Below are 26,696 nucleotides of genomic sequence, written 5' to 3' on the forward strand. Positions count from 1 at the left end.
TGATATGAATTCTGACTCTCATCAATTTCAAGCTCGTAGTCCTTTTGATGGCGAGCCTTTTGGTCCGATGTACAAAGAAGCCAGTGCCGACGAGGTCACTCAGGCCTGCGCACTGGCAGCCAAAGCATTCGAAGAATACAGTCTCACCGACACGCAAACTCGTAGTCGTTTTTTGCAGGCCATTGCCGACGAAATTGAAGCTCTCGGCGATCAGTTGATTGACATTTGCCATGCAGAAACCGCTCTCCCCCACGCTCGACTTACTGGCGAACGAGCACGCACCACTAACCAGTTACGCATGTTTGCTGAGCATATTAATAGTGGCCGTCATCTTAATGTGATCATCGATCATGCCGATGCCGAACGACAGCCCTTGCCAAAGCCTGATCTGCGACAAATGCGCATTCCTTTAGGGCCAGTGGCCGTTTTTGGTGCCAGTAATTTTCCGTTAGCCTTTTCGACTGCTGGTGGTGATACCGCCGCGGCTTTAGCTGCCGGTTGCAGTGTTGTTTATAAAGGCCACCCGGCGCACCCAACCACTACGGCTATGGTGGCCGAGGCCATTCAACGGGCGGTAACGTCCTGTGAGCTGCCTGAAGGCACCTTCTTGTGCTTGCAGGGTCGCCAACCCGAGCTTAGCGAACGACTGGTCGACGCAGCTCCCATTGCCGCCGTAGGTTTTACTGGCTCAACCAAAGTAGGTCGTCTGCTCTTTAACCGCGCACAAAACCGCCCTAGCCCTATTCCATTTTTTGGTGAGTTGGGCAGCGTCAATCCTATGTTTATTCTGCCGCAACAATTGGAGCAGGATGTCGAAGGTTTTGCACAACAATATGTCGCTTCTCTCACTCTGGGTGTCGGTCAGTTTTGTACTAATCCTGGTTTGTTGATTGGCTATCAGAACGAACAGTGGCAAGCCCTGGTAGACGCTATTCGGGAGCAAGTTCGAGCAACAGAATCCGGTACTTTGTTAACACCTGATATCGCGCATCGCTTTCAACAGCAATGTTTGGAGCGTCAACAACTCCCAACCATGGAACTCATCGCTCAGGGCAAAGAGTTAGCAGAAGCGCCGATTAATGTATCGACGCATATTTGGGCCACGAAAGCGGCAGAGCTGAATGACGAACTTCCCTGGCAGGAAGAAGTATTTGGTCCTGCAGGATTACTGATTGCTTGCGACAGCCCCGACGAAATGCTTGCCGTTGCCCGACAGCTAGAAGGTCAACTCACGACCACCTTGCACGGTACCGACAATGAACTGCAAGCACATCGCTCATTGGTCCAGGTACTCAGCCATAAAGCGGGACGCGTGATATTTAATGGCTATCCAACGGGCGTTGAAGTTTGCCCAGCCATGCATCATGGCGGTCCTTATCCCGCAGGCACTCAAGCAGCCAGCACCTCAGTAGGAAGTGAAGCCATTTTGCGATACAGCCGTCCGGTGTGTTTCCAAAATGCCCCTCAGAGTCTGCTAGACGATGCGTTACAAGATACTTCGGCACTATCTGTACCACGCGTCATTGATGGCAGTTTTGTTGTTTAAACATTTGCCGCTAACATCAAATAGGCCTGCAATACCTCATATTGCAGGCTTTTCTATCATGACCGACCAATCACGAATACCTTGACAAAAAGCAGGGCCATTATAAGCTTGCACCATTCTTTTTAAATTTAATTAAGTTGACCACCGATAATGCCCATTTCTTATATTAAACATGCATTACTACTCCTTTTTACTCTCGGATTTTCTATATCCGGTTTTAGTGCCGACAATGTTGAAGAAAAGCGGTTAAAAATCGCCGAGCGACGAATCCCAGAAGTGGTATCGGCCTTCGATCCCCTACTCGACCAATTTAAGCAACAAGCAAAGCCTATCAAAAGTAAAAAATTGCTACGTCAATTAGTAGAAGATTCAAGCCGACAACTTTGGCGACTCGCAGTAGAACGTATGAAAAAAGACGAAAATCTGGATGATCGCGCACTCTACTGGGCACGATTGTCTCTGCGCAAAATCGTTAAAGGTTGGAAGCGAAACAAAAAGTTAAAAGAGAAGATGCTGCAACAATATCTGGATATCATCGAGAGAAACACCCGTGGTATTTTCGATATACGATTCAAAGATGATGCGGATATCAAGGTACTTTTAACAGGTTTTGATCCTTTCTTCCTGGATCGTTTTATTGGGCAAAGCAATCCGTCCGGTATTGCCGCTCTCTGGTTAGATGGCAAAGTATTCGAACATGAAGGAAAAACCATCGCCATAGAAACCGCCATGATCCCAGTACGCTATCAAGACTTTGACGAAGGTATGATAGAAAGTTTATTACGGCCTTATTTTAAACAGCGCAAAGTCGATATGATTGTGACCGTGAGTATGGGCCGAGAGCAATTCGATCTTGAGCGTTTTCCTGGTTTAAGACGCAGTGCCAAAGCACCCGATAACTTGAACGTTTATACGGGAGCAACACCGCAAAATCCGCTGGCACCTTTGTCAAATGGCAAACAACTTAAAGGCAAAGAGTTTGTTGAGTTCAGCTTGCCAGTCAAAGCCATGTTAACTATTCAATCGCCGTATAGTGTTAAAGACAACCACCGGGTTTCAACACTCGAGAAAACGTTTGAGCCCAAATCACTCAAACAGCTAGAAGGTCAAACCTCGGTACGTGGTTCAGGGGGCGGCTATCTTTCTAACGAAATTTCTTATCGCTCCATTCGTTTGCGTAATAAACTCAAATCAACCATCCCTGTTGGGCACATTCACACACCAAAAATTGCAGGCTTTGATCCCAAAGCCAGTAAAAATATTATTACACAGGTAAAGAAAATGGTATTAGCAGGCGCTGCGAGTACTAAGTAGGAAAACGGGCTTCCTCTGTCACTTATGTACAGAGGAAGCGCTTTAGTGCTTATTCGACCCGAATGGTCGCTTTTACGATTTCAAGTTTTTCTGTTGTACGTCCACTACGCCCACCACCCAGTGACTCGATGGTTTTAAGCGTATCCATTCCCTGAACCACTTCGCCAAAAATAGTATGATTGCCATTTAGATGAGGAGTGTCTCTAAAGGTAATAAAGAACTGGCTACCGTCAGTACCCGGCCCAGCATTCGCCATACTGAGCAAACCAGCACGATCATGTTTTACATTCACATCAAATTCACCATCGTATCGATAACCAGGATTGCCGCGTCCTGTTCCAGTGGGATCGCCACCTTGCGCCATAAAGTTTTTGATGACTCGATGAAAAACCGTGTTGTCATAAAATCCTAAGCGCGTTAAATAGATAGTGCTAGATACATGCATGGGTGCCACCGCAGGCATCAGCTGAATCGTCATATTGCCTTTGTTTGTTTGCAGCTCCCAAAAATACTTACGTTGCGCATCCAAAGTAAAAATAGGTGGTTTATTGAGCGTTGTTTTCCAGGTCTCTTTGGTTTTGTCTACTTTTTGTTCGGCGATAAAGGCATCCGCCTCCAAAATAGCTTTGTCTTCTGAGGTACAACCTGATAACCCAACCAAGAAAACAAGCCCACAAAAAATAGCGAACCGATGCTTACGATTGCGCAGTCCCATAAAGTCTCCAAAATACTGTTGTTATGATGCGCTAAGCTTATCAACGGAGAATTTATGCCGTCAAATAATTAACGACCAATAGAGTATTCGCGATGCAAAGGGTTCAGCAGAGGCCGCAATCAGAAAGAATGTTTACTGATAGTCACAAATAAAATCGAATTGTTCCTGTGTGTCGGGTATCCGAATATTTCGTACCGCTGAAACCTGGTCGATAGCCTGCTCGGGGGCAAGATTATCTTTTATCAGCAAACAACAGGCTAAAACGCCTGTTCGGCCTATACCTGCGCGACAATGTACCGCTATTGATTGTCCATTCTGAATGTCTCGATATAAGTTATCGACCAAGTGTCCAAATGACCGAGGCTCAGGTAGGTTTCGATCTTTTATAGCAAAGCGCAAAAAGTCGATGCCCTCTGCTTGCAAAGCGTTTTTTTCGTTTCTGAGTCCCAGTTCAAATTCTTCATCAGACTCTAATAAAGAAACCACTTTGGTGACACCTAAAGACGCAAAGTACTTCACGTCCTCTTCTAACCATTCTGCAGAAGGTTTGGGCATCACATAGAGCTGGCCTTTGCCAATGTTTGCAACAGGATATATCTGTGGAATCAAAGGGAGATTCTCCTCAATTGAGTAAATTAATATATTAAACTTATTAGATTGAAATTATCGAGCTTAAGATCGGAACCTGTTGCCTTTGCTTGATAGCTTCGACTATGGAGCAACAGGCTCGAATAGGAAGTTTGTTGCGGTTTAAGCAGCTTTAGTCATCATTTTTCTTCGAGAGGCACGCTGAAATGCCCAAAAAATATCGCGATAGGCTGCGTGCTGCACAACTTTATTATTGGTTTTGTTTTGAATGGCATCCACCAGCATAATGGTAGGCTTGGTTGTCATTCCGCGAAACTTAGAATAGATTTGCAAACAGATCAATCCATTGAGTAATAAAGTTTCATTGCTTGCAGGCAGTCCTCTTAAGCCCAGCGGCGGTGTCAGTGCTTTGCTCATAATAAAAAACTGTGAAACTCCACCTTTGATCATGGCTTCCAGGGTATTCAATTTAACTTCACGGCGAATATTACGGTATCCAGAATCGACTTTGTTTTTTTCAAAATAGCTGCTAATGATGGTGTAAGGTTCGTACTCTTCCAGTAAATAGTTAGCCAGAAAGTTAGGAATATCATCCTCACTTTTACTCAAACTGACTTGACGGGCAAGGCCAAAACGGTGCCACTGACTTTCCTTATAAAACTGAATCATAACGCATATATCCTCATTTCTATTTTTAATATTAAAAAAAAGAGCGATTCCATTTGCTCGTGCACTGTTAATCCTTGACTAAGCAACAGCACAAAACAACTCCATAATCGGTATTGTCTTTATAAAATAGGGCTTCAAAAAATGTTTATCTTTCTATTTCCAAATAAAACATCTGACAATCAATATGCTGATAATGTAAGAAGTCACTCAGCAAAAAATATCCCTATGTTGCTTATTAAGTTGTTCAACAAGCGCTAAAAGCTGCGCATCAACTCGCAACATAAAATAACCATCCATGCCCTAAGGGCAACTGGCGATCACACTATCGAATTAAAGTATGCGAATCAATGATTAACCAACTCAAAGTAGGATTATTTTAGCTTTTATTTTTAGAAGAGATAATTTTGCAGGAGATTATAAATCATACGCTATATTGCACTGGATGGTATCAAAATAATCGCGCTAAAAAGCTACAAACCAGTATTCTCACAAGGGTGTAACCTTTGTTAACACAATAAAAGATCACAACTCCTCGGTGAACTTCAGTGAAGGATAGGCATGCCCTAAAATGGATTTTTGATCGCCCTTTTTATTAAATATTGAAAAAGAACAAAAGTAATTAAGGCAAGTAAAAGAAAGGTAGAATTTTATAGGTCCCCCAAAGCTTCAGTCCTACAGGAGAAAACCTGTCGAACCAAAGCCTTTGAGGTTATAGAGTTTTTAAACTCCAGCAACAATGAGCAAACCGCTAATTTTGCGGATAATAAAAACTGGACTCTGAGCCAGAATTGATATCTTTTAGCAAGAGTGTCCCTTGAGCCGTTCCATCCGATTTCCATAACTCCAAACCGTGCACATTATCATTAGCCAGTAAATAGACTAACTCTCCAACGATCAAAGCACTGTCAACACCATCACCCGCTGGATTAATGTCTTTTACTAACTGTGTACCAGACGCGGTTCCATCAGATTCCCATAGTTCGACACCCGTGGTGCCATCGTTCGCCAAGAACAACAAGCGTCCATTCAAAACACCTATGACACGAGGACTGTCTCCACTGATACCAGGTCGAATGTCTTTTACCAATTGCGTACCAGCAACTGTACCATCGGTTTTCCACAGCTCAGGACCATTCACATTGTCGTAGCCCGCAAAATAAAGCTGATTATTGAACAATCCCTGATCGTGGCGATTATAATCTTCCAGGAAGACATTCTTTAAAAAGACGGTGCCAGATTCTGTGCCATCGGTCTTCCATAGCCCAGAGCTACTGCCATTTCTGGCATTAAACAGTACATCATTACCAAGCTTGGTGAAATTATTGGGATCAGAGCCATCAGCCCCTACCCAAATATCTTTTAACAATGATGTACCACTCTCAGTACCATCAGACACCCACAGTTCTGCTCCCGAGCTTCCGTCGTTGGCAGAAAAGAAAATCTTGTCGTTGTTGATGTAGATACTGTTAATAGTATCAAACCCATTTTTTACCGACTCCACACCGCCAGATGTTGTGTACTTCCATAATCCTGTCGTTGTTCCATCATAAGCTCGGAAGTAAAGAGCACCATCGGAGGCCAAAGTGAGTAAACTAGGTAAAGAATCACCACTGCCAGTGTTGATATCTGACAATCGTGTCGCCGTGTTCACATCAGCAACCCACAACTCTGCACCCTCTGCCGCGCTGGCAGAACCCGCTTTGGTAGTAAAGTAAACTCTATCACCAGCAACGGTTAGATTTTCGGCGTCATAGACATCCAATGAGGTTGCTCCATTCGACGCACCATTGGTGACCGATAAGAGCGAAACACCCGCCGAAAGATTATTAAAGAAATGCAAGCCAGAATCCGTGGTCTTCGCTGTGTTAGCCAGGAAAATATTAACCGATGAATCCGTTGCCGTATTAATATTAATAACCTGTGTGCCATCGATGGTGCCGTCGGTTTTCCATAGTTCTCCACCAGGCTCAGAAGAACTTGATGCATCAACCATATAAAGCTCGTTATCGATAACGATATCAGAAATACGAGTATCGATATTAGCAGGCTTAAACTCAGTGGTTCCCGCCTCGGTACCGTCGCTTCGCCAAATAGCCGCAGTGTTTCCATGAGTCGCAAGAAAATAAAGATGATTGTTTAATACTTTGAGATTAAGCAAGCGATCATTAGTCACATCAGGGAAAATATTCTTTACCAGCCCTGCTGAGCTGCCCGAAATCTGACATAACACCGCTTCACTAAAACCTGACTTAAACAGAATCTTACCACTAAGTTCATGGTAATCCCTTGGTGACTCTGAACATTCTGTTTGAGTCGTAATAGATAAGGTGCCAGCGTCAGTACCGTCGCTTTTCCATACTTTGCTTTGAGCCGCAAAATACAGTTCATTCCCCACTGCTTGAAGGAGGATTGGAAAACCCGAGCCGCTAGGATCAATATCTTTTACCAGTTGAGTACCAGCGCCCGTTCCATCGGTCTTCCAAAGCTCCGTACCTTTGCTCGCGGTAGAAGCAGAAAAATATACCTGGCTGCCAACGCGCGTCAAATAGCTAGGTGAACTAGAAAGCAAACCAGACTCAATATCTGACAACATCTGTGTTCCGGCGACGGTTCCGTTAGAGACCCAAAGCTCTCTGCCATTGACGCCGTCATTGGCGCTAAACAACAGTTGATTGGATAATGCGACTAAATCACTCGGAGCATCAAAAGAATTGGCCTGGTTAAAGTCTTTCAACATCGTGGTGCCAGCTTCCGTTCCGTTGGACACCCATAGCTCAGCACTTGGAGTTCCCTGCGTGTTTGCGGTAAAAAATAACAAGTCGCCAACAATGGTGAGCATATTGATCGATTGATCATCGATAAGAGCAATCTCTTTAACTGCGTTGGTACCCGCTTCACTTCCGTTAGAAACCCAAAGCTGATTGCCTAAGAAAAAGTACATTTGCGTGGCACCAGCGCTTATCTTATTCGTTGCTGTTGCATTAGGGCTTATGCGAATATTTTTTACCAATTCGATATTGCCCGTTGTAGAGTTTAGCTTTCGTAATTCAGTACCCGTTTTGCCGTCATTGGCAAACAAATAAAGCTCGTTACCAAAAGTCGTTAAGGCTTTTGGAGCAGAAACTTGCTCTGCCTGATTGAGATCTTGTAACAGCAGTGTTCCTTCTTCAGTGCCATCCGTTCCCCATACTTCCATACCATGAAGACCGTCATCAGCATGAACATAAAACGCAGGATGGCTTGTAGTCGCCGCAAACTCTCCACTGACTCCACCGATGGTGACTTCTGCTGTGACGGTTTTAGAAAACTCACCAGAAGACGTTAACTTTACAGCGACTTGTTGGTTATTGTTTATTTGTCCTACAGCAGATGTAAAAGCGCCACCATCGATACTGTATTCACCGTTATTGATGCTAATGGGTGAAGAGCCTGTTATTCCGCTAATAACCACTTGAGCAGATTCGATTGGGGCATTTAACGCCACCCCTGTTTGTGCAGGAAAGCTAAACGCTTCTGGTTGAGTATCATCCAGGGTACGCGCAGAAAATGTCGCCGTCACACCGCCAATATTGAGTTCTGCCTCATAAGTCGTCGAGTGTTCAGAACCTGTCACCAGCGCTAAAGAAATCGCTTGTCCGTTGTTAATAGTCGATGACGTTTGCAACTCACCGCCATCAATACTAAAGCTGCCGCCGGTTGCCGAAACGGGCGTTGGCGCACTGATGCCTGTAATAGTCACCGTGTTTGAATCAACACGAGTGTTTAGCGCAACGTTGTCTTGAGCAACAAAAGAGAAAGCATCAGGAGAGGTATCTTGCTTAGTCGTCACACGAAAGGTCGCTGAGACACCACCAATCGTTAATGTTGCTTCTGATTGCTCATCATAATTAGTCGATGTTTTCAATCTTACGGTGACGGACTGCCCTGCCGCAACTTGAGCACCTTGCTGAGTAAAACTGCCCTGCGCAATGCGATACTCACCACCAGTCACATTAACAGCGACTGCTTGAGAAATGCCGCTTACCACAATACTATTTGACTCGACGAACACATCCAGTTCGGCATTATCAACAGCGTTAAAAGCAAAAGTGTCAGGTGTCGTATCCGGTGGCGGCTCAACAGAATCAGAACCACCGCCGCAAGAGCTCAATAAAAAAATCGAAAAGAATATTAACAAACCTATGTTATGTGTAATTCTCACTAGATATAACCTCAAATCCCCAAAATATTGATATCACCACTGGCTTGAAGCAGGTACTGTCCTTATACCTGTGAGTCCTCTAATAACCAATGTCCCTAGCTCTTTATTTTTTTTGTTACTTCCACAGAGCTAAATTAAAAATCAAGCGAACAACAATGCTCTATATACCAGAAACCAATAAAAAAATCGTCTAGAAGATGCATACAGTCATTTAATTGTCATAAATTGGATAATTAACGCACAAAATCAGTATTTCAAATCATCGAACTGAACTTGATCATCTCGGGCCAAAACTACACTTTCCATAACGGCGGTGATACCATGCAAGTCACTCCAATCGTAATCTTGGTTCCTTTATGCTACCTACCAAACTGCCTCATGTCGGCACAACGATATTTAGCCAGATGTCGGCCTTGGCACAACAACATGATGCCATCAATCTTTCGCAAGGCTTTCCAGAGTTTGACGGACCGGAGCTATTAAAGCGCAAAACACAAGAGTACATTCAAAATGGGATGAATCAATACGCTCCCATGCCTGGTGTACTGCCACTGCGCGAACAGATCAAAGAGCTTATCTTTCGTTGTTATCAACGTGATGTTAGTGCGGATACAGATATTACGGTCACTTCTGGAGCGACCGAAGCACTGTTTGTTGCCATTCAGGCTGTAGTACAACCTGGCGACGAAGTCATCGTGTTTGACCCGGCCTACGATAGCTATGATCCCGCCATCACTCTAGCGGGTGGTGTTCCTGTTCATTTGGAACTTACGCCAGGCGCTTATCGTATCGACTGGAATGCTTTGAACAGCGCTATTAACGAGCGCACCAAAGCCATTGTGATCAATACGCCTCATAACCCTAGCGCAACCTGTTTGTCTTATGATGATTTGTCCCGGCTAGAAGCTTTGGTTTGTGACAACGAACTGTTTCTAATCAGCGATGAGGTCTATGAGCACATTACTTTTGATGGAATCCTGCATCAGAGTGTTCATCGCTTTGAGCGTCTGGCAGCGCGCAGCTTTATTGTTTCCAGTTTTGGCAAAACCTATCATATGACAGGATGGAAACTTGGCTATTGTGTTGCCCCAAAGAACCTGAGCACAGAGTTTAGAAAAATTCATCAATATGTAACCTTCTCTTCGTTCACTCCTGCTCAACTAGCACTTGCAGATGTGATGATGGCTCAGCCTGATCACTGTTCAGAGCTTGGCTATATGTATCAGGACAAACGCGACTTGTTCAATCAATTAATGGAAAACAGCCGCTTTAAATTACTGCCCTCCTCTGGCAGTTATTTTGTTTTAGCAGACTACAGCGACATCAGTGATTTACCCGATACAGAATTTTGTATCTGGCTAACAGAAAATGCTGGCGTTGCGGCCATTCCAATGTCGGTATTTTTTGCCTCAGGTCGCGATGATAAAGTCATACGCTTTTGTTTTGCCAAGCGTCCGCACACGCTAAAAGAAGCCGCTAAAAGATTAGGCCAGTTATGATAAAACCAGAACTTAAAATCAGTGCCATTCAAACATCACTGGTTTGGCAAGATGTGTCAGCGAATTTATTACACTTCGAGCAGCTGCTTGCAGACTGCCAAGATCAAGACATCGTTGTTTTGCCCGAAATGTTTGCCACGGGTTTTAGTATGCAGAGCGAACGCGTAGCCGCTGAAAACGGCGGTCAAGCGCTAGAGTGGATGCGACAGCAAGCTCAGCAAAACCAATGCGCACTCGTTGGTAGCCTGGCCGTTAAAGACGACAATCAATATGTTAACCGCTGTTATTTTGTAGAGCCTGATGGCAAGGTTAGCCACTATGACAAGCGTCACTTATTTCGCATGGGTAATGAGCATCAACATTATCAGGCGGGTGCCGAGAGAGTCATTGTAAACTACCAAGGTTGGCGAGTGTGTTTGCAGATCTGTTATGACTTACGTTTTCCCGTATTTAGTCGCAATCAAAATGATTACGATGTTTTAATTTACGTGGCTAACTGGCCTGCGGCCAGAGCTTACGCTTGGTCTTCTCTCCTCGTAGCCAGAGCCATTGAAAATCAGGCTTATGTTATCGGCGTCAATCGCGTTGGCGACGATGGGAAAGACGTAGCCCACAGTGGTGACTCGGTTATACTGGATTTTGTGGGGCACTCATTAGCTGCTGCAACACCCAATCGCCAGCAGCAACTCAAAGCCAGCTTAAATCACGAAGAATTACACGCTTTCCGCCAGCGTTTTCCGGCGCACCTGGATGCCGATAATTTTGAATTGGTTTAGCTCTCAAAACAATCCGTAAAAGAGTTATCTCTAATCAGTAATCCCGATAAAAGCCTGACCTTAATCAGTCAGGCGTTTTTGTCTTTTCATGACGGATAACCGCAACATTACTTTTGTATTAAACAACCAAAACGAATTATCTAAACATAGTGATACATCTCAACGAAATGGTTGACGTTAACATCAACTCCTTCTAATTTAGCTTCCCATGATATAGCAAAGAGACAAGAGCTATGCTTAATAAATTAGTACTGCTAATCATTATGACGATATTCACGATGCCTTCCGATGGTATGACTCATCGTGAACGCGAAGTGTATTTTTATAGCAATGAAACTCTGACTCAATTGGTGGGATACTTAATAGTGACCTGCTATAGCACTTATTCCCACGGCAAAAGAACACCCCACCAAGAGTTTTATGGCGGAGAGATGTGCTCACCGAATGCAATAGACGAAGACGATGCTGATGGCGAAGTCGTTGGTAGTTTTTGCTCTCAACAAATATTTGATATAAATGCCGATGGCATTGTCAGTAGTGCAGAATCATTAGAGTGCGTTCGAAAAGTTTTATGACCGCGATATGGGTGTTAATTGACTAGGTGATCGAGTATAACCATTAACGCTATAAACTTCGGATGTGTTCAATTTCGCTTTGTTGTATTCCTAGAGACTCAAGAAACCTATGATGTTCTTCTGGCTCCATTTCTTCAAACTTTTTATGCCAGTTCAACATAGCCTCGTCATCGAAACCCGCAGCCCGCATAATCGCCACCCAACGCTCTTTGGTCACGCTATTCTTCCCCAGCAATTCGGGTTCCTGCAACACCACAACGATCGCTTCCTGTTGTTTTCTTAAGGTATTAATTTCGACTTCCAGTTTATGAAAGTGCTCTCTTAGCAAATGTGTTTGAGACGTTTCGGATTTATTATCAAGCAGTACGGCAATGTCTGCTAAGGGTAAGCCATAAGAGCGATAGGCCAGAATGGATTGCAAACGTTGAATCTGGGCTTCGTCATACCAACGATAGCCATTCTCTGAGCGGCAGGCAGGTGCAAGTAACCCCTCTCGCTCGTAATAAAGAATGGTTGCTCTAGAAAGGCCAAAGCGTTTTGCTATCTGAGTCACTGTGATCATCGTATCTCCCATTACTTCAACAACCCTTAGTATCAACCCTATACCCTATAGACAGGTCAACGCAAAAAATCTACTTATGCTCTTGCGCCTAAGTTAAGAACTCTTTGCATGCTCACCACCCCGCCTTAGCCTATTGATTATTATCAGTAAACATTCAATTTAATGCGTATCATCCCAACATAGCTTGCTCAAGGGTTTGACCCGACTACAGGTGCAGCCTTTATCATTCAAAAACCTGGAGACATGAGGATACGAAAGAATGAGCACAACCATAGAGACATTGAGTGAGCAAAGTTTTTTAACCCAGTTTGAAAACCAAACGCTTGATCCTGTGCACTTTGATCACCTAGGGCATTTGCGATTGGCCTGGCTGTATTTGAATGACTACGATTTAGAAACGGCCACACATAAAGTATGTACCGGCATCAAAGCCTATGCTGAGAGCCTGGGCGCTCATCAAAAGTTTCATCTCACTATCACTCACTCGCTGGTACAAATAATGGCTTCTAGAATGAGTCAAACAACAGATACCAACTGGACATCTTTTGTAGAACAAAACTCTGATCTGGTTAATGATGCCTTATCTATTTTAATGCGTCATTTTTCTAAAGAATATTTGTTTAGCGACCAAGCAAGAACGACCTTAGTAACACCAGACATTAAGCCTTATAGGTAGCGAGTGATATGAATCTAGGCGAACCTAACAAGAACATTGAGGTTCGCCTGAAAACATCAAGATTTTTTTCGACATGATGCGGACAAATGAACGTTATCTAAATTCGTTTTATTATCTCCAACGGCTTCCATACCTGGCACAGGTTCATCGTATCCACACAACCAGGTAATAGGACTGGTTGGGCTTCCTGTGACAACTGCAGGTCGAAAGGTTAATACTTTTCCGTGCAGTATTTTAGAGGCCTTGTGGCCCAAGGTAATATGAATCGCACCATTCTCTACTTTAACGCCGGAAATACGATTGCCAATAAGTAACTTCTCTTCGGGGATGCCGCTCATTTTATTGTCGGTAGGAAAGCTTAGATGCTCTGTATAATATTGCGTTACTTTGTCTTTCAAAGAGCCAGCCATCACCAAAGCCTCAACAACTTCACTGCGTTGTACGTATTCCTTATAAGGAGGCAAAGCAATCGATGCTAATATTCCAATAATAGCAACTACGACCATAAGTTCGATTAATGTAAATCCCGCTACTTTCTTCATGCCGTTTCTCCCAAAATAAAAATAGGCGCATAGGCGCTCGATAAAAATAAATAGATGGACCCGACGATCAATATCACAACCACAAGAATAAGTTTGTTCAAATAAGCTTCTGAAGATCTAATTAACTGAGAACTTTTTCTCTGAACCAACACTTCGATCTCTGCTTGTAATGCATCCGTCGAATAACGCCCCAAATGTTGGCGAATAAGAGGGTTACTACTTTTTGACTGCAAAGGATAAAGGAGTACATCCAGCAACTCCGATTGAGCAGAACGAATACTCTTAGGTATACAAAGTTTATCCAACCAATGTTGAGACGCCGTTTGACGAAACTCATTCAACGCTCTTATCCGTAAACAGGACAGAAATACAAAGGCAATAAAAAGGAAAATCCCTGAGGATATAACAAGCCAGTTTTGTACAAAGAATAATGTCTCATAGGGCATTGCAATATCTAATGATTCAAATAACTCAAAGAAGTTTGGGAAAACATATATTTGATAGATGACTGATACAAAAAAGAACACAAAGGATACAAGCCCAAGATAAGCAATCATAATATTCATCTTTTGTGTGGCTACAAGCTCATCATTAAACTTTAAGTTTCCATAAAGCTTAGCCATAGAATCCACTTTATCGATGGCTAGCTGATTCGCCTGTTGATACAGCATGTTTATTAAGTAACGGTTTTGACCTGAACTTCCATAAAAGTCAGTGACAGGATCTTGATCAAGTTCTTGGCGCACTTGCTCTAGGGTTGTTTGTGGGTTTTCTCTTAGGGAGTACCGTCGACACACATACTGAAATCTCGTCCAGCTCATATCTTCTCCATCATACTGTAGTGATCACTTTAATAGTCTAAAGTCGTCAAGTGAGGATTATCTCGGGGAGCAACAACGACTAAGTTATCTTTTTCCCAAATACACTTTCGGTAAGCAGGGCTATACGCTATCAACACTTTCTAGCTCAACAAGATACAACATAATAGAACAATTATTAACCAGCCGTACTATAAACTCCTGCTATTGAGATGTCGCCCAATACGCTAGATTTCTGTCATCGGCTGGTTTATGCTAGCTAGCCCCTCAATAATAAAATAGATACTAAAGATTTATGAGATTGATAGCAAAAGCAAAATTAAGCCTGTCATCCCTACTCCTTGCAGCAGGTATTGGCTTTTCTGCCCCTTCAGAAGCGACCATTGTTGAGTTTCAAACCTCTATGGGCAGTTTTCAGGTGAACTTATACGACGAAACAACGCCCGCTACCGTTGCTAACTTTTTAGCCTACGTTAACGCAGGTTCTTACGAAAACATCATTATTCATCGTTCAGTTCCTGGTTTTGTGGTTCAAGGTGGTGGATTTGCTTATAACGGTGCATTGCCTTTAAACGACATCGACTCTAACCCAGCCGTCGCCAATGAACCTAAGCTATCAAATGTACGTGGTACCATTGCCATGGCAAAGTTGTCGGGCAACGCAAACAGCGCTACCAATGAGTGGTTCTTTAATTTAGCCGATAACAGTGCCAACCTGGACGTGCAAAATGGCGGGTTCACTGTATTTGGCGAAGTTATTGGTGATGGTATGCAAGTCGTTGAAGCCATTGCGGCTTTGGATCGATTCAACTTTGGTGGTGCTCTGACTAATCTGCCTTTGCGCGACTACACAACAACAGATGCAACCAACGGTGTTGATCCCGATGCGGATAACTTCTTAATCATATCGAACGTTATCATTATTGATCCTGCGGCCAACACAGCGGCGGGCTTAAACCCACCAGAAAATACTTTGCTAAATAACAACAATAATTCTGATGATGGCGGCGGCGGAAGCCTCGGATTTGCAGGTTTAGCCCTCTTGCTAGGTTTGTCGACTCTGCGTCGCAGAAAAGCTTAATGCCTTTCCAGGATAGCAAAAGCCACGTTTAATACGTGGCTTTTTTATTTCTTTTTCTTCCAGCTAAAGGCTGCAAGCCAAAATAAGAAGCTGGCGCATAAAAACGACACTTCATCTTTATTTTCGTGTATCACCGCTTTTCTGGATAATACAAACTTTGGATCAATTGTCGTCACCAGGTGCTGACCAGAATAGGCATCAAATCCACGCTTAAACGCTGAGCGAGCTTTTAATATCAGTTCTTCCCTATCTCCAACCACTTCAAAAGTATGCAAAAAAGTAGGTTCTTTTTTCGCTGAGTAAAGTAGATTGCTCCCTTGCTGTAATGTCCAGAAATCACGTCGTTCACCATGACATTTTACGATGTAGTTGTGATCTTTACTTAGCTGAATATTGCCATTCGCCCGTTCAAAATCAAAAGACAGGAAGGCACTTTCGTTATTTCTGGTTACTCGATAGTCCCAAGATAAAAGCCCTTTGGGAACACAGTGAATCATTACAAATATTCCAAGTTTGAAGAAGTTAAACAGAAAGTATCAGGAGTTACTTATATCACCTGCTATCATACCTCACTTGACTGGGAGATAAAACATCAGCTACCTGATGCCACGGGCTGCGTATTGATAGAACTAGCGATGACTTCGTCACAAAACATTCGATTAATAAACAAAACTTGCTTTGATACCCTGTCAAAAGATATCGAAGTGGTAGAAATGACGGTATTATGGTGCTTAACCATCACAGGTATCTTATTCCTTTTTTAAAAGTAGCGAGGCAGATTTTATGAGATTGATAGCTGTACCTTTTTTGCTCAGCCTTATTCTGTCCTTAATTTTACTGACAGGCTGCTTTTCTTCTATTCCAGACGCAAAAACCTTACCTCGACTAGACGGTGAAGCCATAGCCACACCAACAACCGACTTGCTTTATCCAGACACAGCGTTTAATCAACGCTTAAGTGGGTTTGTAAAATTGGAATTTACTCTCGACGCCCAAGGTCGAGCTCACGATATACACGTTATTGAAGCCTCTCCTCAGGCAATGTTTGATCAAGCAGCAATTACCGCCGCATCATTGTGGCGCTGGCGACATACTGACGTAAATAACCAAGCTTACTATCGTGTAAGCCACCATATTAACTTTGATTACCAAAAAGAACTTCGGCGTCGGGAGTTTTTAAAGCAAGGGCAAAACAGCCAAGCGCTATTTCGCCAGGCTTTAGCCATCGATGATCAAGAAAAAATGCTCGAACACCTTAGATACGCCGCGTCCTACAACAATGGTAATGCGTTAATGGTGATGGCTTTTTATAATGTCAGCAAAGATAAAGTGCTGGCCCGAAGCCAAATGGAACAATCGATCAATTATCCGCTGGAATCCTCATCTCTTAACCGTAATATGACCTTTCAACTGGCACAGATGGCGCTGGAAGGAAAGCACGGCCCAAAAGATTTTAAGCTGGCAAAATCAGCTTTAATGATGTCGGCATTTATGGGAAATAAAAAAGCCGAGGAGCAACTTATGGCTCCCCCTTTTATTGACTAAATTCCACAGTTTTCTAATCGGAAGCTTTGTCTAAAACCGCAATTATCGATCTCGGTGTACAACAAACTCCAATACCTGCGCTAAAAAAGAACCTTCGTTTCCGAGATGTTTTAGCGCATCCTGCGCAAGATAATAATGTTCAAAAAGTTTATGGTTAGCACCCTCAATCCCCAAACAGGTCACGAAAGTTGCTTTTAATTGATCTTCATCCTGACCAATAGGTTTGCCCAGGGTTTCTTCATCTCCCATATAATCCAACATATCATCTCGAATTTGAAACGCGATCCCTAGATGATAAGCAAATTGCTTTAGATGCTTACGTTCAAAATCATTAGCTCCTCCCAAAATAGCGGGAATTAAAAGTGCCGCTTCTATCGCCAATCCGGTTTTAAGCTCACTGATGGTTTCGAGCTGTGCCATATCAACGGGTTTCCCCATAGCTTCTAAGTCCATCCACTGTCCCTGGCAGATGACCTGGGTAGTGTGAGAAGAATAACGCATGGATTCTAACACCCGTTGCGCGTCAACACCTTTGATGCTCGCCTGTTCTTCTACTGCGCGCATCATCATCATTACTGCCGTTAGCTCTGCGGTTGCCTCACTTTGATACTGACAATGCAATGAGGGTTTTCCTCGTCGCGTATCGGCATCATCTTGCGATGGTAAATCATCCAGAATCACCGATGCTGTGTGCATATATTCTAGCAATCGCAACACTGGCTTCAATTGCTCAAATGTCAGTCCATATCGATCAACGCCCAATACATAAGCCATGATGGATCGCAAACGTTTACCACCTGCTTGCAAACTGTAATTAGCAGCATCAATTAATGTATTGTCAATATGATGTTTTGAAGGTGCAAGAGGTAAGCAGTCATCTACCTGTTGCTTAACATGTTTGATTCGCTCAACAAAGTCTCGCTTTTTTTGCTTCTGTTGCGAAAAGAAATCAGCCACTTGGCGACTCAATAATTTATCAAACCAGGCAACATCGCTAGGCTTCTCGATCAACTTGTCGATAAGATCATCAAAAGCCTTATTACCCGTTGTTAGTAGTTTTTCTCGTAGTGCTTGATAACGCTCAACACCAATAGAGGTTCGTAAACTTTTATGAGCGTTGATGGTTCTTTCTAACAATAGATTTTTACTAAAAGCATCGTTGTTATACACTCGATGAATAAGGTAAAAAACCACCGACCAGTAAACCCGATAGGGATTGAGCAAATCAGGTCGTTGTTCTTGATGCAGATAATAGTAAGTGTAAGGCGTAACATTGCCTTCTTCTAAATCATCGAACAGGTCTTTGATGTCATCATTAAACTGATTGTAGATGCCAAAACAAAAAGTATGATGATTAAAATCGATATTTTCTTTCACATCCAGCATATCGCGAGCGATCAAACGACAACCCGACGACTTTAAGATAACTGGTAAAAACAATTGTTCAATGCTATAAGCTTTATTATCTAGTCGATGTTGACGGTCAATATCTTGTGCTTCAAAAAACACATAGGCTTGCTCAAAAAACTGCTTTGCCGAAGACTCCGACTGAGCGCTACGAATAGTATTGAATGCTTCTGACAACTCACGATGAACAAATGTCATTTGCGTTTGATTGGATGAAGAAAAGCTCGGCAAAGGCGCGGCTTCTCCCTGCAATAAACTAGTTCGGATGGCCTGATTGAACTTCTCTTTATCTTGACGACTAAGCGCGCTCGAAGAATCTTGCAAGTCGTCAATAAAGGGATAAGTCAATCCATAGCTGTAACCCAACCTTATGGCTTGTTCAAGCTTTTGCTTACGTTCCGCTTCGCTCACACCAGCAGGTAACTCAATAAACTGGTGCATCACAACACCTGCAATTATTTTAACCAACTTACGCATGCCGTGAGTTTCGTCCACCCCACCGGGGATATGACTTTGAACCTGGCCCAGTTTACCCATTAACCAATAGAGCGTTTCTTCTAAACCATACTCTTTTGCTTTTTCATGCAATAAAGGAGTCGAGTCAATAGATTCTGAGTTCTGATTTCGAATGCGCTTTTTTATCCATCCGTGTAATTTACCAACCACTTCATCGACTTGCTTTTGTGTTGCTTCCGACTGTAAAGATTGACCCAAGTCACGCATAAAGATATATGCGACCGATTTTTTTAGATAGCGCTTTAATTTGTGCTCAGCGGCCAAGCGTTCTAAGAAAGATAAAGATTGGCCACTGGCACTTTCATATTGTTCAGCCTCCCACTCAGACAAGGCTGCGCCTGTCACCAGATTTGTTTTTTGCCAAGTGCGATAGTCCTTATGCAGCTGCTGCAAAAATTCATCGTTCTCTAATAACTGGCGTAGATCTTTCAGGTACCAATGGGCGCGACGCTCCGCGCGCTTATAACTGTGTTTATCGATGTAGGAAGAACAAGCATCTGACGAGATGTTGTCGGGGTGAGTATGATAAGAAGGTTCTGTTTTTCCAAAGCTCATAGGCAAATGATAAACTCCATAACAATCAGACAGAATAAGACTGGGTGATCCCGTCAGTTGGCTATAACAAATAAAAATCAACGGAAAACAAGGTTTTGCACAATTAATCACCCAGTTTAATTATCTAAGCAATTGGTATGCCACAGTATAACTCATTGATAACTATACTATTTAGCTCTAATATTTTAATCACATTAGTCAATTTGACCAGTAATTAGGTATTCCTGATAAACCCTATCAAGTGTTTCACATCGCGTAGCTGGCAACCACATCACTTGCAAGACAATAAGAACTACCCTAGTAGAGTCCATACTCTGCCATATTTATTAACAAATGGAGATGGTTTTTATTTCTTAAAATGAAAAGCTATAACTCTGTCGAAACTATTCTTTGTCTTCCGTAAGCATAATTAGAGCTCTCAGGTTGATAAGTAGCCAAAAAACTTCAACCAGGACGACAAAGATTAGTACTGGATAAAAACACTTCAGAGTATTTAATGCTCAACCTAAATAGTACTCGATAAGGTCGCGCTTTATACGCCCAAACCCAAGGGCTAATGTATCTCATAAGCGAGAAGTTAAGCTGCCTTTTCGCAATGAATACTTATTGATTTGAGATAGTTTGAACAGGTTATTAGAAGTCCTCGGTATTTTTTTTTAGAATGCCTGACAACTACTAACATTACATTTTTAGAATCACAAAAAGGGATTGTCAGTCATGAAAAACTCGACAAAAATTTTAAGCCTTGGCTTATTGTTTTCCAGTTCATTATTCGCAAACTGGGAGTTGGATACCAAACAATCAGAAGTCAGTTACCTCTCTACTAAAATATTTAAAGGTTCAACAGCCAGCGCGACAGAAAAAAACGTTTTTAAAGCAGTGACGGGAACCGTCAGCAAAAATGGTACAGCGAAACTCAATATTCAGCTAAGTAGCGTAGAAACCAATATCCCCATTCGTAACGAGCGTATGATTAAGCATGTGTTTCAAACGGACAAATTTCCTTCAGCGACTATCGAAGCAAAGTTGCCTGAAGCGCTACTCAAGCAAGGTCAGCACCGTGCCGAAATCGAAGGATTATTGTCACTGCACGGAAAGTCGGCCAAAATAAAAATTCCAATGACTATTGACGTTAATGCCGAAGGCAAAATTGTAGCGACATCAACCAGTCCAATACTGCTAAGTGCTCAAACTTTCGCTTTTAACGATGGTCTTAAAAAACTAACCGAATTGGCAGGTCTGGAGTTTATTACAACAACAGTTCCAGTATCCTTTGTTTTGTCTTTTAATAAACAATAAGACATTCAGCCAGCGAGAGCCTCCTTTCGCTGGTATTCTTATAGCAACAAGTGTGTTAAGAAGTTTTTCTTACCGCTTGATTCATCAAAACAGATTCTATTTTTTCCTGATAAAAAGCATCTATATCTTCTGACATTATAAAGTCACAAAATAAACTTTTTGGCACACCTTTATACATACCACTTTGAGGAGAGTTTTTAATATCAACATGCATAGCATGACTGATCGAGTTATAACCGATGCGCCGTATCCTTTTTGAATTTACATAAACCCAGTCAATCACAATAAACTAAGCTCTTGAGCAATAGGAAATACCAACATAAATATAGTGTATAAATAATACAATATCAAAAATACCTTTTTCTTGGAGCTGCTTTATACAATCTACAAACATCACCAGCCAGAGATATTTTGCATAATTTAACAACAGCATTGAGAGCCATCTCAATTACTCAATAAAAAGTATCTCATGCAGAATTAATTCAATCACTTTTCTCATTTAAGAAACAATTCAATCATAAAAACAAAACCCCTTTTTCAATTTGTTGACATCTTCAACCAACAGGATAGACAGCGCATTAAAAACAAAACCCAAAGGAATATAACCATGAAAACAATCAAATCCATCGCTTTATTTATCGCATGTGCATCAGCCTCTTTCGCAATGGCAGAAAATCAAGATGCAAAAGCAGACAAAGTAATTGAGCTTGATAAAGCGCACGGTATCGAGGCAGTTCAACCATACTCTCGTAGCTACTACTACCCTAAACGTATGAATCAATACGGTCAGGTCGATTATATTTTTATCACAGCATTAAACGGTAATCAGTTTTGTGAAGAAGAAGGTTATAACGAAATGATTGGAGGTTCTATTTACTGCGGTGAAGACGAAAGCTCTTATACCACCTATGATTGGTATCAGCGTCGCTGGGAATCACTTGGTACAGGCAGTAAAAACCAATGTTATCCATTATTCCGCACAATCACTTGTCGTTAATGGTGTTCTAAAAGGCGGGCTTTGCTCGTCTTTTCTTTTTACAAATCAGGCTCGAAGGACTATTTCTTTTCTCTACTTTCTGCTTTTAATAATGTAAGTAAACTTTGCAGTTCAGTTCCTTTTTCAAACACGGCGAAAACACCGCAATCAAGCCACTGTTTTTTGAGCTGACCATCGACTTTCGAAGTATAAATAATGGTTTTCATTGCGGGAAATTTATCAAGAAGCTCCAGACCATCGGCTAACTCTGGAAGATGTATATCCAATAATAAAATATCACACTGCTCAAACTCAGTGATCTCGCCTGGGCAGTTATAGTGTTTGTGAGCATCAACAACCTGACTCAAAGTTCCTCCAAGCGCCCCTCCTTGATGATCAGTCTGACTATTGATGGCGTCAAATCGACCGACTGCCGAGACTAACTCCTTCTGACTTGAAATCGAAAGCTTTGTATCTTCGATAGGGTTTTGATATGCCGTCGAATAAAGGATGTAAATCGCAATGACTACAGAAAGACCCACACAAAGAACAATGACAGAAATCAGCGTAAGCAGGCGTTTTTTTCAGAGGGAGAGTAAAACATTCCAGGGGCATCCTTAAATTCTATACACAATATAGTTCAACTCTTTTTATCTACCGCTAAGAATGTGCCTCTTGGTTACTGCCGTTTTATCGAAGTTAGTAGCGTTTTCGATCACACCTTTTTCCTAGAGTTTAACATCGCAATAACCTCTTAGACTCACCATTACGGTGCAATGTTTTACTGCTGATACCCTTAATCAAATAGCACAAGCAGATAATTAATATCAAAGTTTGCTCTCTTACCTTCATATTGTGAACTGGTTTACGGTGCAACAGACGGTCAATGATTACACTCCATACTACTTAATAGGTAATACAGTTTTAACGTGATGTGGTTTGTAAGTTGCGCTTTCGCATTTAAGAGATATCTCTTTATTGCGTTTTTCTGAATTAATTTATTACGCCAGAACGTTGTAGGGATTATTGTTATGACTGCTTTCACTGATAAATTAAACACTACTTTATATCGATTGTTTTTTATTTTCTTCGTAGCCTTAGTTTTAAGCGGCTGCTCTGGAGAAGAGTCTTCTGAAGAAACCGTCGATACCATAGACAATACGTCCAAAGGTCTCATTGCACACAAGTTCAATGGTAGCTGGACTGAGCTACCCGACTTCACCACCCTATCACCTGTAGAAAGTCGTATTGTTGAAAATGTAGGAACTCATCAGTTAGGCGATAGTCACTACGGCCTGGTGTTATTAGGTCTTTTTGAAGCGAAAGCCAGTGGCGCTTATGTCTTTCGTTTGCATTCTGACGATGGCGCAAAACTCTTTATTAATGGGCAATTAATCGCTACCAATAACGGCGAAAATGGAGAGGCTACCGTCGTTTCACAAAGTATGGAATTAGTGCAAGGCACTCATGAACTGAGAGTCGAATACTTCCAAGGCAATGGTTCACAATCTTTATCTTTAAACTATCAGCTCAACGGCGCAGAAGCTCTCACAGTAGACGACAATTTGCTTTCTTATTTTGACAGACATCAAGATCCTAACTTTGGAGCCATAACCAATGAAGACGACGATGATAGCGAGATTGGTGGTGAAGACGATACTTGCGACAGTTCCAACACACCGAACAGCAACAATAGTCTTCAATCTAGACAGCAAATAGTTAATAACGAATTTATAGAATCTAACAATGGTCGCTACCGTTTTTATTTACAAGGCGATGGCAACCTGGTCTTGAGGCGATTAAGTGACAGCGCCGCACTTTGGTCTTCTGCGACTCATGATCAGGGAGGCGTAAGATTTCGATTGCAAGGTGATGGAAATATGGTGCTAAGAAATGCCAATGGCAATGCACTGTGGTCAAGTAAAACCAACGGCACCGATGCCACTTACCTTATGTTGCACAATCACGGTAACTTAGCTTTGCACACTCCAGCTAACGAAATCGTTTGGCAAACGGATACGCACGACGGTTCAAATCAATGCGATGATGACAGTGACTCAGGGGACGGCACCGCAAAAAGCCGAGAACAATTTTCCTCACCTGATGCAGCCTTGTATGCGCTTAATGATGATCGCCAGCTAGGGTTTCCAAAAATCATTGATACAGGTTTTAATGGTAATGGCCATTCCGTCACCTGGGATGGTCGTGTTTTTGTACGTAAACGTTCTCAAGGATGGTTTGCGACGGCTTTCCGTCCAGAAAATATCGTTCGTAGTAATGATGGCACTGTCGATTTTAAGCGTGGAGCCTTTGGCCGAGATCTTTTAATGCAGGCTAATGAAGATGCGCCTGACATGCAGATGAACTGGCTAGCAATCGTCATTGATCCAAGCGAAACGCGAGAAAATCCCTACCCTTCTGACGCAAACGGCAATTACTCCTTTAACGGCACTCATAGAACTTACAAGGCGCTGGTTTATCATACTTCCAAGCGCAACGGTGATAATGACCAAATGGGCTTTCAGAAAGCAACTTTCATTGTTCGTGATGCCAACACACAAAATGCGCAAATCATCAGCGCCGAATTTACCACTGAGTTCCAACGCTTTAGAACCGTTGCAAACCTGGACTTCCGTTGCATCGAACCGTCAGCCACGATTGATGGCAGGCTGGTTATTTGTCAGGGTCATCCAGACAACAATGGTCGAATTGACAATCTGGTTTATAGTTGGAACCCAACACCAGGTGGTGTTAATGGATGGAGTGTTCCCAAGTCAATCGCAAACATGTACTGGGATGACAGCGACACCATGGTCGATGGCATTCCATTCAATGTTCGCTTTCCTATTGCCGAACGACCGCTGCTAGATGCCACTGGCAACGACTTTAATCGAGACGAATTAATAAAAGGCGCTTACCCGTGGGTCAGCCGTGATGGCTCAGAACTTTTCTATCAAGCTTCGCGAGAAGGTGTCAGTGCTAGAAGAACGGGCACTACGGTGGTTGGACGTTGGACCGGATGGACTTTTCGACATATTGACGGCCCGATTAATCCTCGTCGAGGAAAAAGCCGATTGTTTTTATCTTCACCAGGCGCGTTCACCACTATGTGGACACCGTTTAAAGATATCAACGACTTAAACATTCCTTACTCGTTACGAGGACCAGTTTATCCGATCATAGGTTCGAATTCGAATGACTACAGTGAAGTTGGATTTAACGATTACTTAGACGGTAACTTTGTGTTGTACCTTGGTATGAACGAACAACTCAACCGTGCTGGCAACTTTTTGGTCACTCGCACCAATGATACCTCGGGCAACTTTAACAATGGTACTTTAGTGGGTGCTCAGTTCCCTAATGAATTTAATAATCGTGATGAACTGGTAGGACGATATGGCCAGGCCATTTATTTTAATGGCGGAGATTATATTGAAGTTGCCAAAAATAAAGGTTGGGATGAACTCGCTGAAGGTGTAACCATCGACTTCTGGGTTAAAAAAATCAACGGCAATGGCACTATTCGCTTATTTAGAATGCAAAACGGTCTGGAAGTTTCTTTGACAAATGGCAACACCTTACGGGGTGTCATTACCGATACAGAAAATAATCGCATTGAAATTTCTGGTCCTAGTATTCCTGATGATCGCTGGACTCATATTGCCTTAAGCTTTAAACCAAGCACAGGCAAAATAAAACTCTACTCTGATGGTGTATTGAGAACAGAAAAACTTGCGAATAATTTTGGTGTGTTACAAACCAGCGGTCGAGTGCGAATTGGCCCTGAATCCTCCTCTGGTTTATTGCTGCTAGATGAAGTTAAAGTCTCTAACATTGCCAGACAAGATTATGAAATTGGTTATTACGCAAATATCGATATTCATAGAGAAGCAAATGCGGCGTTAAAAAATAGGATTCCCTCACACTTACAATCTTTATCAGGCAAAGCAGCCGCTATTGAGAACTTTAGCCAAGAGGCCGCCGACCTAGGCGAAACCCTTTTCAATGATGTCATTCTTTCTAAACAAAGAACAACCTCTTGCGCAACTTGCCATAAAGCCAACCTGAATTTTACGGACGGCTTGGCTATTGCCCAAGGTAACGAACCAACTGACGCGGGTGTTCGTAACACTCCCACATTAGTGAACCGACTATTCTCTACATTGCAAGGCTGGAGTGGTGGAGCTACAACACTAGATAAACAAGCTTCTGTTCCCATTGAAGCGGAGCATGAAATGAACTTACCGATGGATGAAGCCATTGCTCGCTTAAGCAGTGAGAGTAATTACGCAGAACGTTTCCAACAGGTTTATGGAGAATCACCAAATCAAGAAAATATCACAGCAGCGTTAGCTAGCTTTCAGGCGATTCAGTTTTCACCGAGAACTCAATACGATAATTTCGTCGCAGGTGACCGCTCTGCCCTTTCTGATTCTGAGTATCGAGGCCTGCTATTATTCGAAGGTAAAGCGCGCTGTAGTGGTTGTCATGCAGGTACTAACTTCACAGACGAAAGCTTTAGAGCCACCGGACTAGTGGACAGCACCGACATAGGTCGCGCTGATACCACTTCACGAGATAGAGATTTTAAATTATTTAAAGTACCCACTTTACGTGGTATCAAAACAACCGCTCCTTATATGCACAACGGTAGCCTGGCCACTCTAGAAGACGTTGTAGAAGCTTATAACGACGGCGCTAATGAGCAATTGGTTGTTGATACTGATATAAGACCGTTAGAGTTAACTGAGCAAGAAATAACAGACTTGGTAACCTTCCTAAATTCGCTTTAGCATTTAGGAAGGTCTTAACCAGACTGTCTGATACTGTATGGCT

The 26,696-nt window shown here is 42.6% G+C and carries 23 protein-coding genes; 12 read left to right on the forward strand and 11 right to left on the reverse strand.

Annotated elements, in window-relative coordinates:
- Nucleotides 1-4 precede the first annotated feature (4 nt).
- Both NH399_RS03795 and NH399_RS03800 read left to right on the forward strand, forming a co-directional pair.
- The gene (locus NH399_RS03795; RefSeq protein ID WP_253037103.1) at nt 5-1,546 is read left to right on the forward strand and encodes an aldehyde dehydrogenase (NADP(+)); all 1,542 of its coding nucleotides are present in this window, start codon (nt 5-7) and stop codon (nt 1,544-1,546) included.
- A gap of 150 nt (nt 1,547-1,696) precedes the next feature.
- On the forward strand, nt 1,697-2,860 hold the full coding sequence (locus NH399_RS03800) for a hypothetical protein (RefSeq protein ID WP_253037104.1): 1,164 nt from the start codon (nt 1,697-1,699) through the stop codon (nt 2,858-2,860).
- 49 nt (nt 2,861-2,909) lie between these two features.
- Here NH399_RS03800 and NH399_RS25360 read toward each other — a convergent pair whose 3' ends face one another.
- From NH399_RS25360 to NH399_RS03820, 4 genes are all read right to left on the reverse strand, one after another.
- On the reverse strand, nt 2,910-3,575 hold the full coding sequence (locus NH399_RS25360; RefSeq protein ID WP_256489272.1) for a peptidylprolyl isomerase: 666 nt from the start codon (nt 3,573-3,575) through the stop codon (nt 2,910-2,912).
- Between the two features lie 132 nt (nt 3,576-3,707).
- Nucleotides 3,708-4,184 (reverse strand): dual specificity protein phosphatase family protein, encoded by a 477-nt coding sequence (locus NH399_RS03810; protein WP_253037105.1) that lies wholly within the window; start codon nt 4,182-4,184, stop codon nt 3,708-3,710.
- 141 nt (nt 4,185-4,325) lie between these two features.
- The gene (locus tag NH399_RS03815; protein ID WP_253037106.1) at nt 4,326-4,832 is read right to left on the reverse strand and encodes a hypothetical protein; all 507 of its coding nucleotides are present in this window, start codon (nt 4,830-4,832) and stop codon (nt 4,326-4,328) included.
- 748 nt (nt 4,833-5,580) lie between these two features.
- Nucleotides 5,581-9,033 carry an ELWxxDGT repeat protein gene (locus NH399_RS03820; RefSeq protein WP_253037107.1) on the reverse strand — a complete coding sequence of 1,151 codons (3,453 nt, stop codon included), beginning with the start codon at nt 9,031-9,033 and terminating at the stop codon, nt 5,581-5,583.
- A gap of 356 nt (nt 9,034-9,389) precedes the next feature.
- Here NH399_RS03820 and NH399_RS03825 point away from each other — a divergent pair, with 356 nt between their 5' ends.
- From NH399_RS03825 to NH399_RS03835, 3 genes are all read left to right on the forward strand, one after another.
- Entirely contained in the window at nt 9,390-10,532 is a 1,143-nt protein-coding gene (locus NH399_RS03825) for a methionine aminotransferase (protein WP_253037108.1), read from the forward strand.
- Entirely contained in the window at nt 10,529-11,308 is a 780-nt protein-coding gene (locus tag NH399_RS03830) for an amidohydrolase (protein ID WP_253037109.1), read from the forward strand. Before NH399_RS03825 ends, NH399_RS03830 begins: the two co-directional genes overlap by 4 nt.
- A gap of 233 nt (nt 11,309-11,541) precedes the next feature.
- On the forward strand, nt 11,542-11,883 hold the full coding sequence (locus NH399_RS03835) for a hypothetical protein (RefSeq protein ID WP_253037110.1): 342 nt from the start codon (nt 11,542-11,544) through the stop codon (nt 11,881-11,883).
- A gap of 49 nt (nt 11,884-11,932) precedes the next feature.
- Here the strand turns inward: NH399_RS03835 and NH399_RS03840 are convergent, their stop codons facing one another.
- The gene (locus NH399_RS03840) at nt 11,933-12,445 is read right to left on the reverse strand and encodes a MerR family transcriptional regulator (RefSeq protein ID WP_253037111.1); all 513 of its coding nucleotides are present in this window, start codon (nt 12,443-12,445) and stop codon (nt 11,933-11,935) included.
- A 259-nt stretch (nt 12,446-12,704) separates the two neighbouring features.
- On the opposite strand from NH399_RS03840, the gene NH399_RS03845 reads away from it, so the two are divergent.
- Nucleotides 12,705-13,121, forward strand: a complete 417-nt coding sequence (locus NH399_RS03845) for a hypothetical protein (protein WP_253037112.1) — start codon at nt 12,705-12,707, stop codon at nt 13,119-13,121.
- 56 nt (nt 13,122-13,177) lie between these two features.
- Here NH399_RS03845 and NH399_RS03850 read toward each other — a convergent pair whose 3' ends face one another.
- On the reverse strand, nt 13,178-13,663 hold the full coding sequence (locus NH399_RS03850) for a pilin (protein ID WP_305885085.1): 486 nt from the start codon (nt 13,661-13,663) through the stop codon (nt 13,178-13,180).
- Nucleotides 13,660-14,484, reverse strand: a complete 825-nt coding sequence (locus NH399_RS03860) for a hypothetical protein (RefSeq protein WP_253037113.1) — start codon at nt 14,482-14,484, stop codon at nt 13,660-13,662. The genes NH399_RS03850 and NH399_RS03860 overlap by 4 nt, the downstream gene beginning before the upstream one ends.
- A gap of 292 nt (nt 14,485-14,776) precedes the next feature.
- Here NH399_RS03860 and NH399_RS03865 point away from each other — a divergent pair, with 292 nt between their 5' ends.
- Nucleotides 14,777-15,562, forward strand: a complete 786-nt coding sequence (locus NH399_RS03865; RefSeq protein ID WP_253037114.1) for a peptidylprolyl isomerase — start codon at nt 14,777-14,779, stop codon at nt 15,560-15,562.
- A gap of 44 nt (nt 15,563-15,606) precedes the next feature.
- Here the strand turns inward: NH399_RS03865 and NH399_RS03870 are convergent, their stop codons facing one another.
- Nucleotides 15,607-16,059, reverse strand: a complete 453-nt coding sequence (locus NH399_RS03870; protein ID WP_253037115.1) for a hypothetical protein — start codon at nt 16,057-16,059, stop codon at nt 15,607-15,609.
- Here NH399_RS03870 and NH399_RS03875 point away from each other — a divergent pair.
- Both NH399_RS03875 and NH399_RS03880 read left to right on the forward strand, forming a co-directional pair.
- Entirely contained in the window at nt 16,051-16,326 is a 276-nt protein-coding gene (locus tag NH399_RS03875) for a hypothetical protein (RefSeq protein WP_253037116.1), read from the forward strand. The two genes, NH399_RS03870 and NH399_RS03875, sit on opposite strands and share 9 nt — an antisense overlap.
- Before the next feature lie 19 nt (nt 16,327-16,345).
- Nucleotides 16,346-17,107, forward strand: coding sequence for an energy transducer TonB (locus NH399_RS03880; RefSeq protein ID WP_253037117.1), 762 nt, complete (start codon nt 16,346-16,348; stop codon nt 17,105-17,107).
- 42 nt (nt 17,108-17,149) lie between these two features.
- On the opposite strand, the gene NH399_RS03885 is transcribed toward NH399_RS03880, so the two are convergent.
- On the reverse strand, nt 17,150-19,585 hold the full coding sequence (locus NH399_RS03885) for a polyprenyl synthetase family protein (protein ID WP_253037118.1): 2,436 nt from the start codon (nt 19,583-19,585) through the stop codon (nt 17,150-17,152).
- Nucleotides 19,586-20,302: 717 nt separating this feature from the next.
- On the opposite strand from NH399_RS03885, the gene NH399_RS03890 reads away from it, so the two are divergent.
- Nucleotides 20,303-20,884: a YceI family protein gene (locus NH399_RS03890; protein WP_253037119.1), complete on the forward strand. Its 582-nt coding sequence runs from the start codon at nt 20,303-20,305 to the stop codon at nt 20,882-20,884.
- Between the two features lie 55 nt (nt 20,885-20,939).
- Here NH399_RS03890 and NH399_RS03895 read toward each other — a convergent pair whose 3' ends face one another.
- Entirely contained in the window at nt 20,940-21,167 is a 228-nt protein-coding gene (locus NH399_RS03895) for a KTSC domain-containing protein (RefSeq protein ID WP_253037120.1), read from the reverse strand.
- A 324-nt stretch (nt 21,168-21,491) separates the two neighbouring features.
- On the opposite strand from NH399_RS03895, the gene NH399_RS03900 reads away from it, so the two are divergent.
- A complete protein-coding gene (locus NH399_RS03900) occupies nt 21,492-21,881 on the forward strand; it encodes a hypothetical protein (protein ID WP_253037121.1) in 390 nt (129 codons plus the stop codon).
- Between the two features lie 59 nt (nt 21,882-21,940).
- On the opposite strand, the gene NH399_RS03905 is transcribed toward NH399_RS03900, so the two are convergent.
- Nucleotides 21,941-22,402 (reverse strand): response regulator, encoded by a 462-nt coding sequence (locus tag NH399_RS03905; RefSeq protein ID WP_253037122.1) that lies wholly within the window; start codon nt 22,400-22,402, stop codon nt 21,941-21,943.
- A 489-nt stretch (nt 22,403-22,891) separates the two neighbouring features.
- Between NH399_RS03905 and NH399_RS03910 the strand changes: the two genes are divergently transcribed.
- A complete protein-coding gene (locus tag NH399_RS03910) occupies nt 22,892-26,653 on the forward strand; it encodes a cytochrome c peroxidase (protein WP_253037123.1) in 3,762 nt (1,253 codons plus the stop codon).
- Nucleotides 26,654-26,696: the final 43 nt, after the last annotated feature.

The organism is Pleionea sp. CnH1-48, from assembly GCF_024124665.1.
Taxonomy (GTDB): Bacteria; Pseudomonadota; Gammaproteobacteria; order Enterobacterales; family Kangiellaceae; genus JAMXSB01.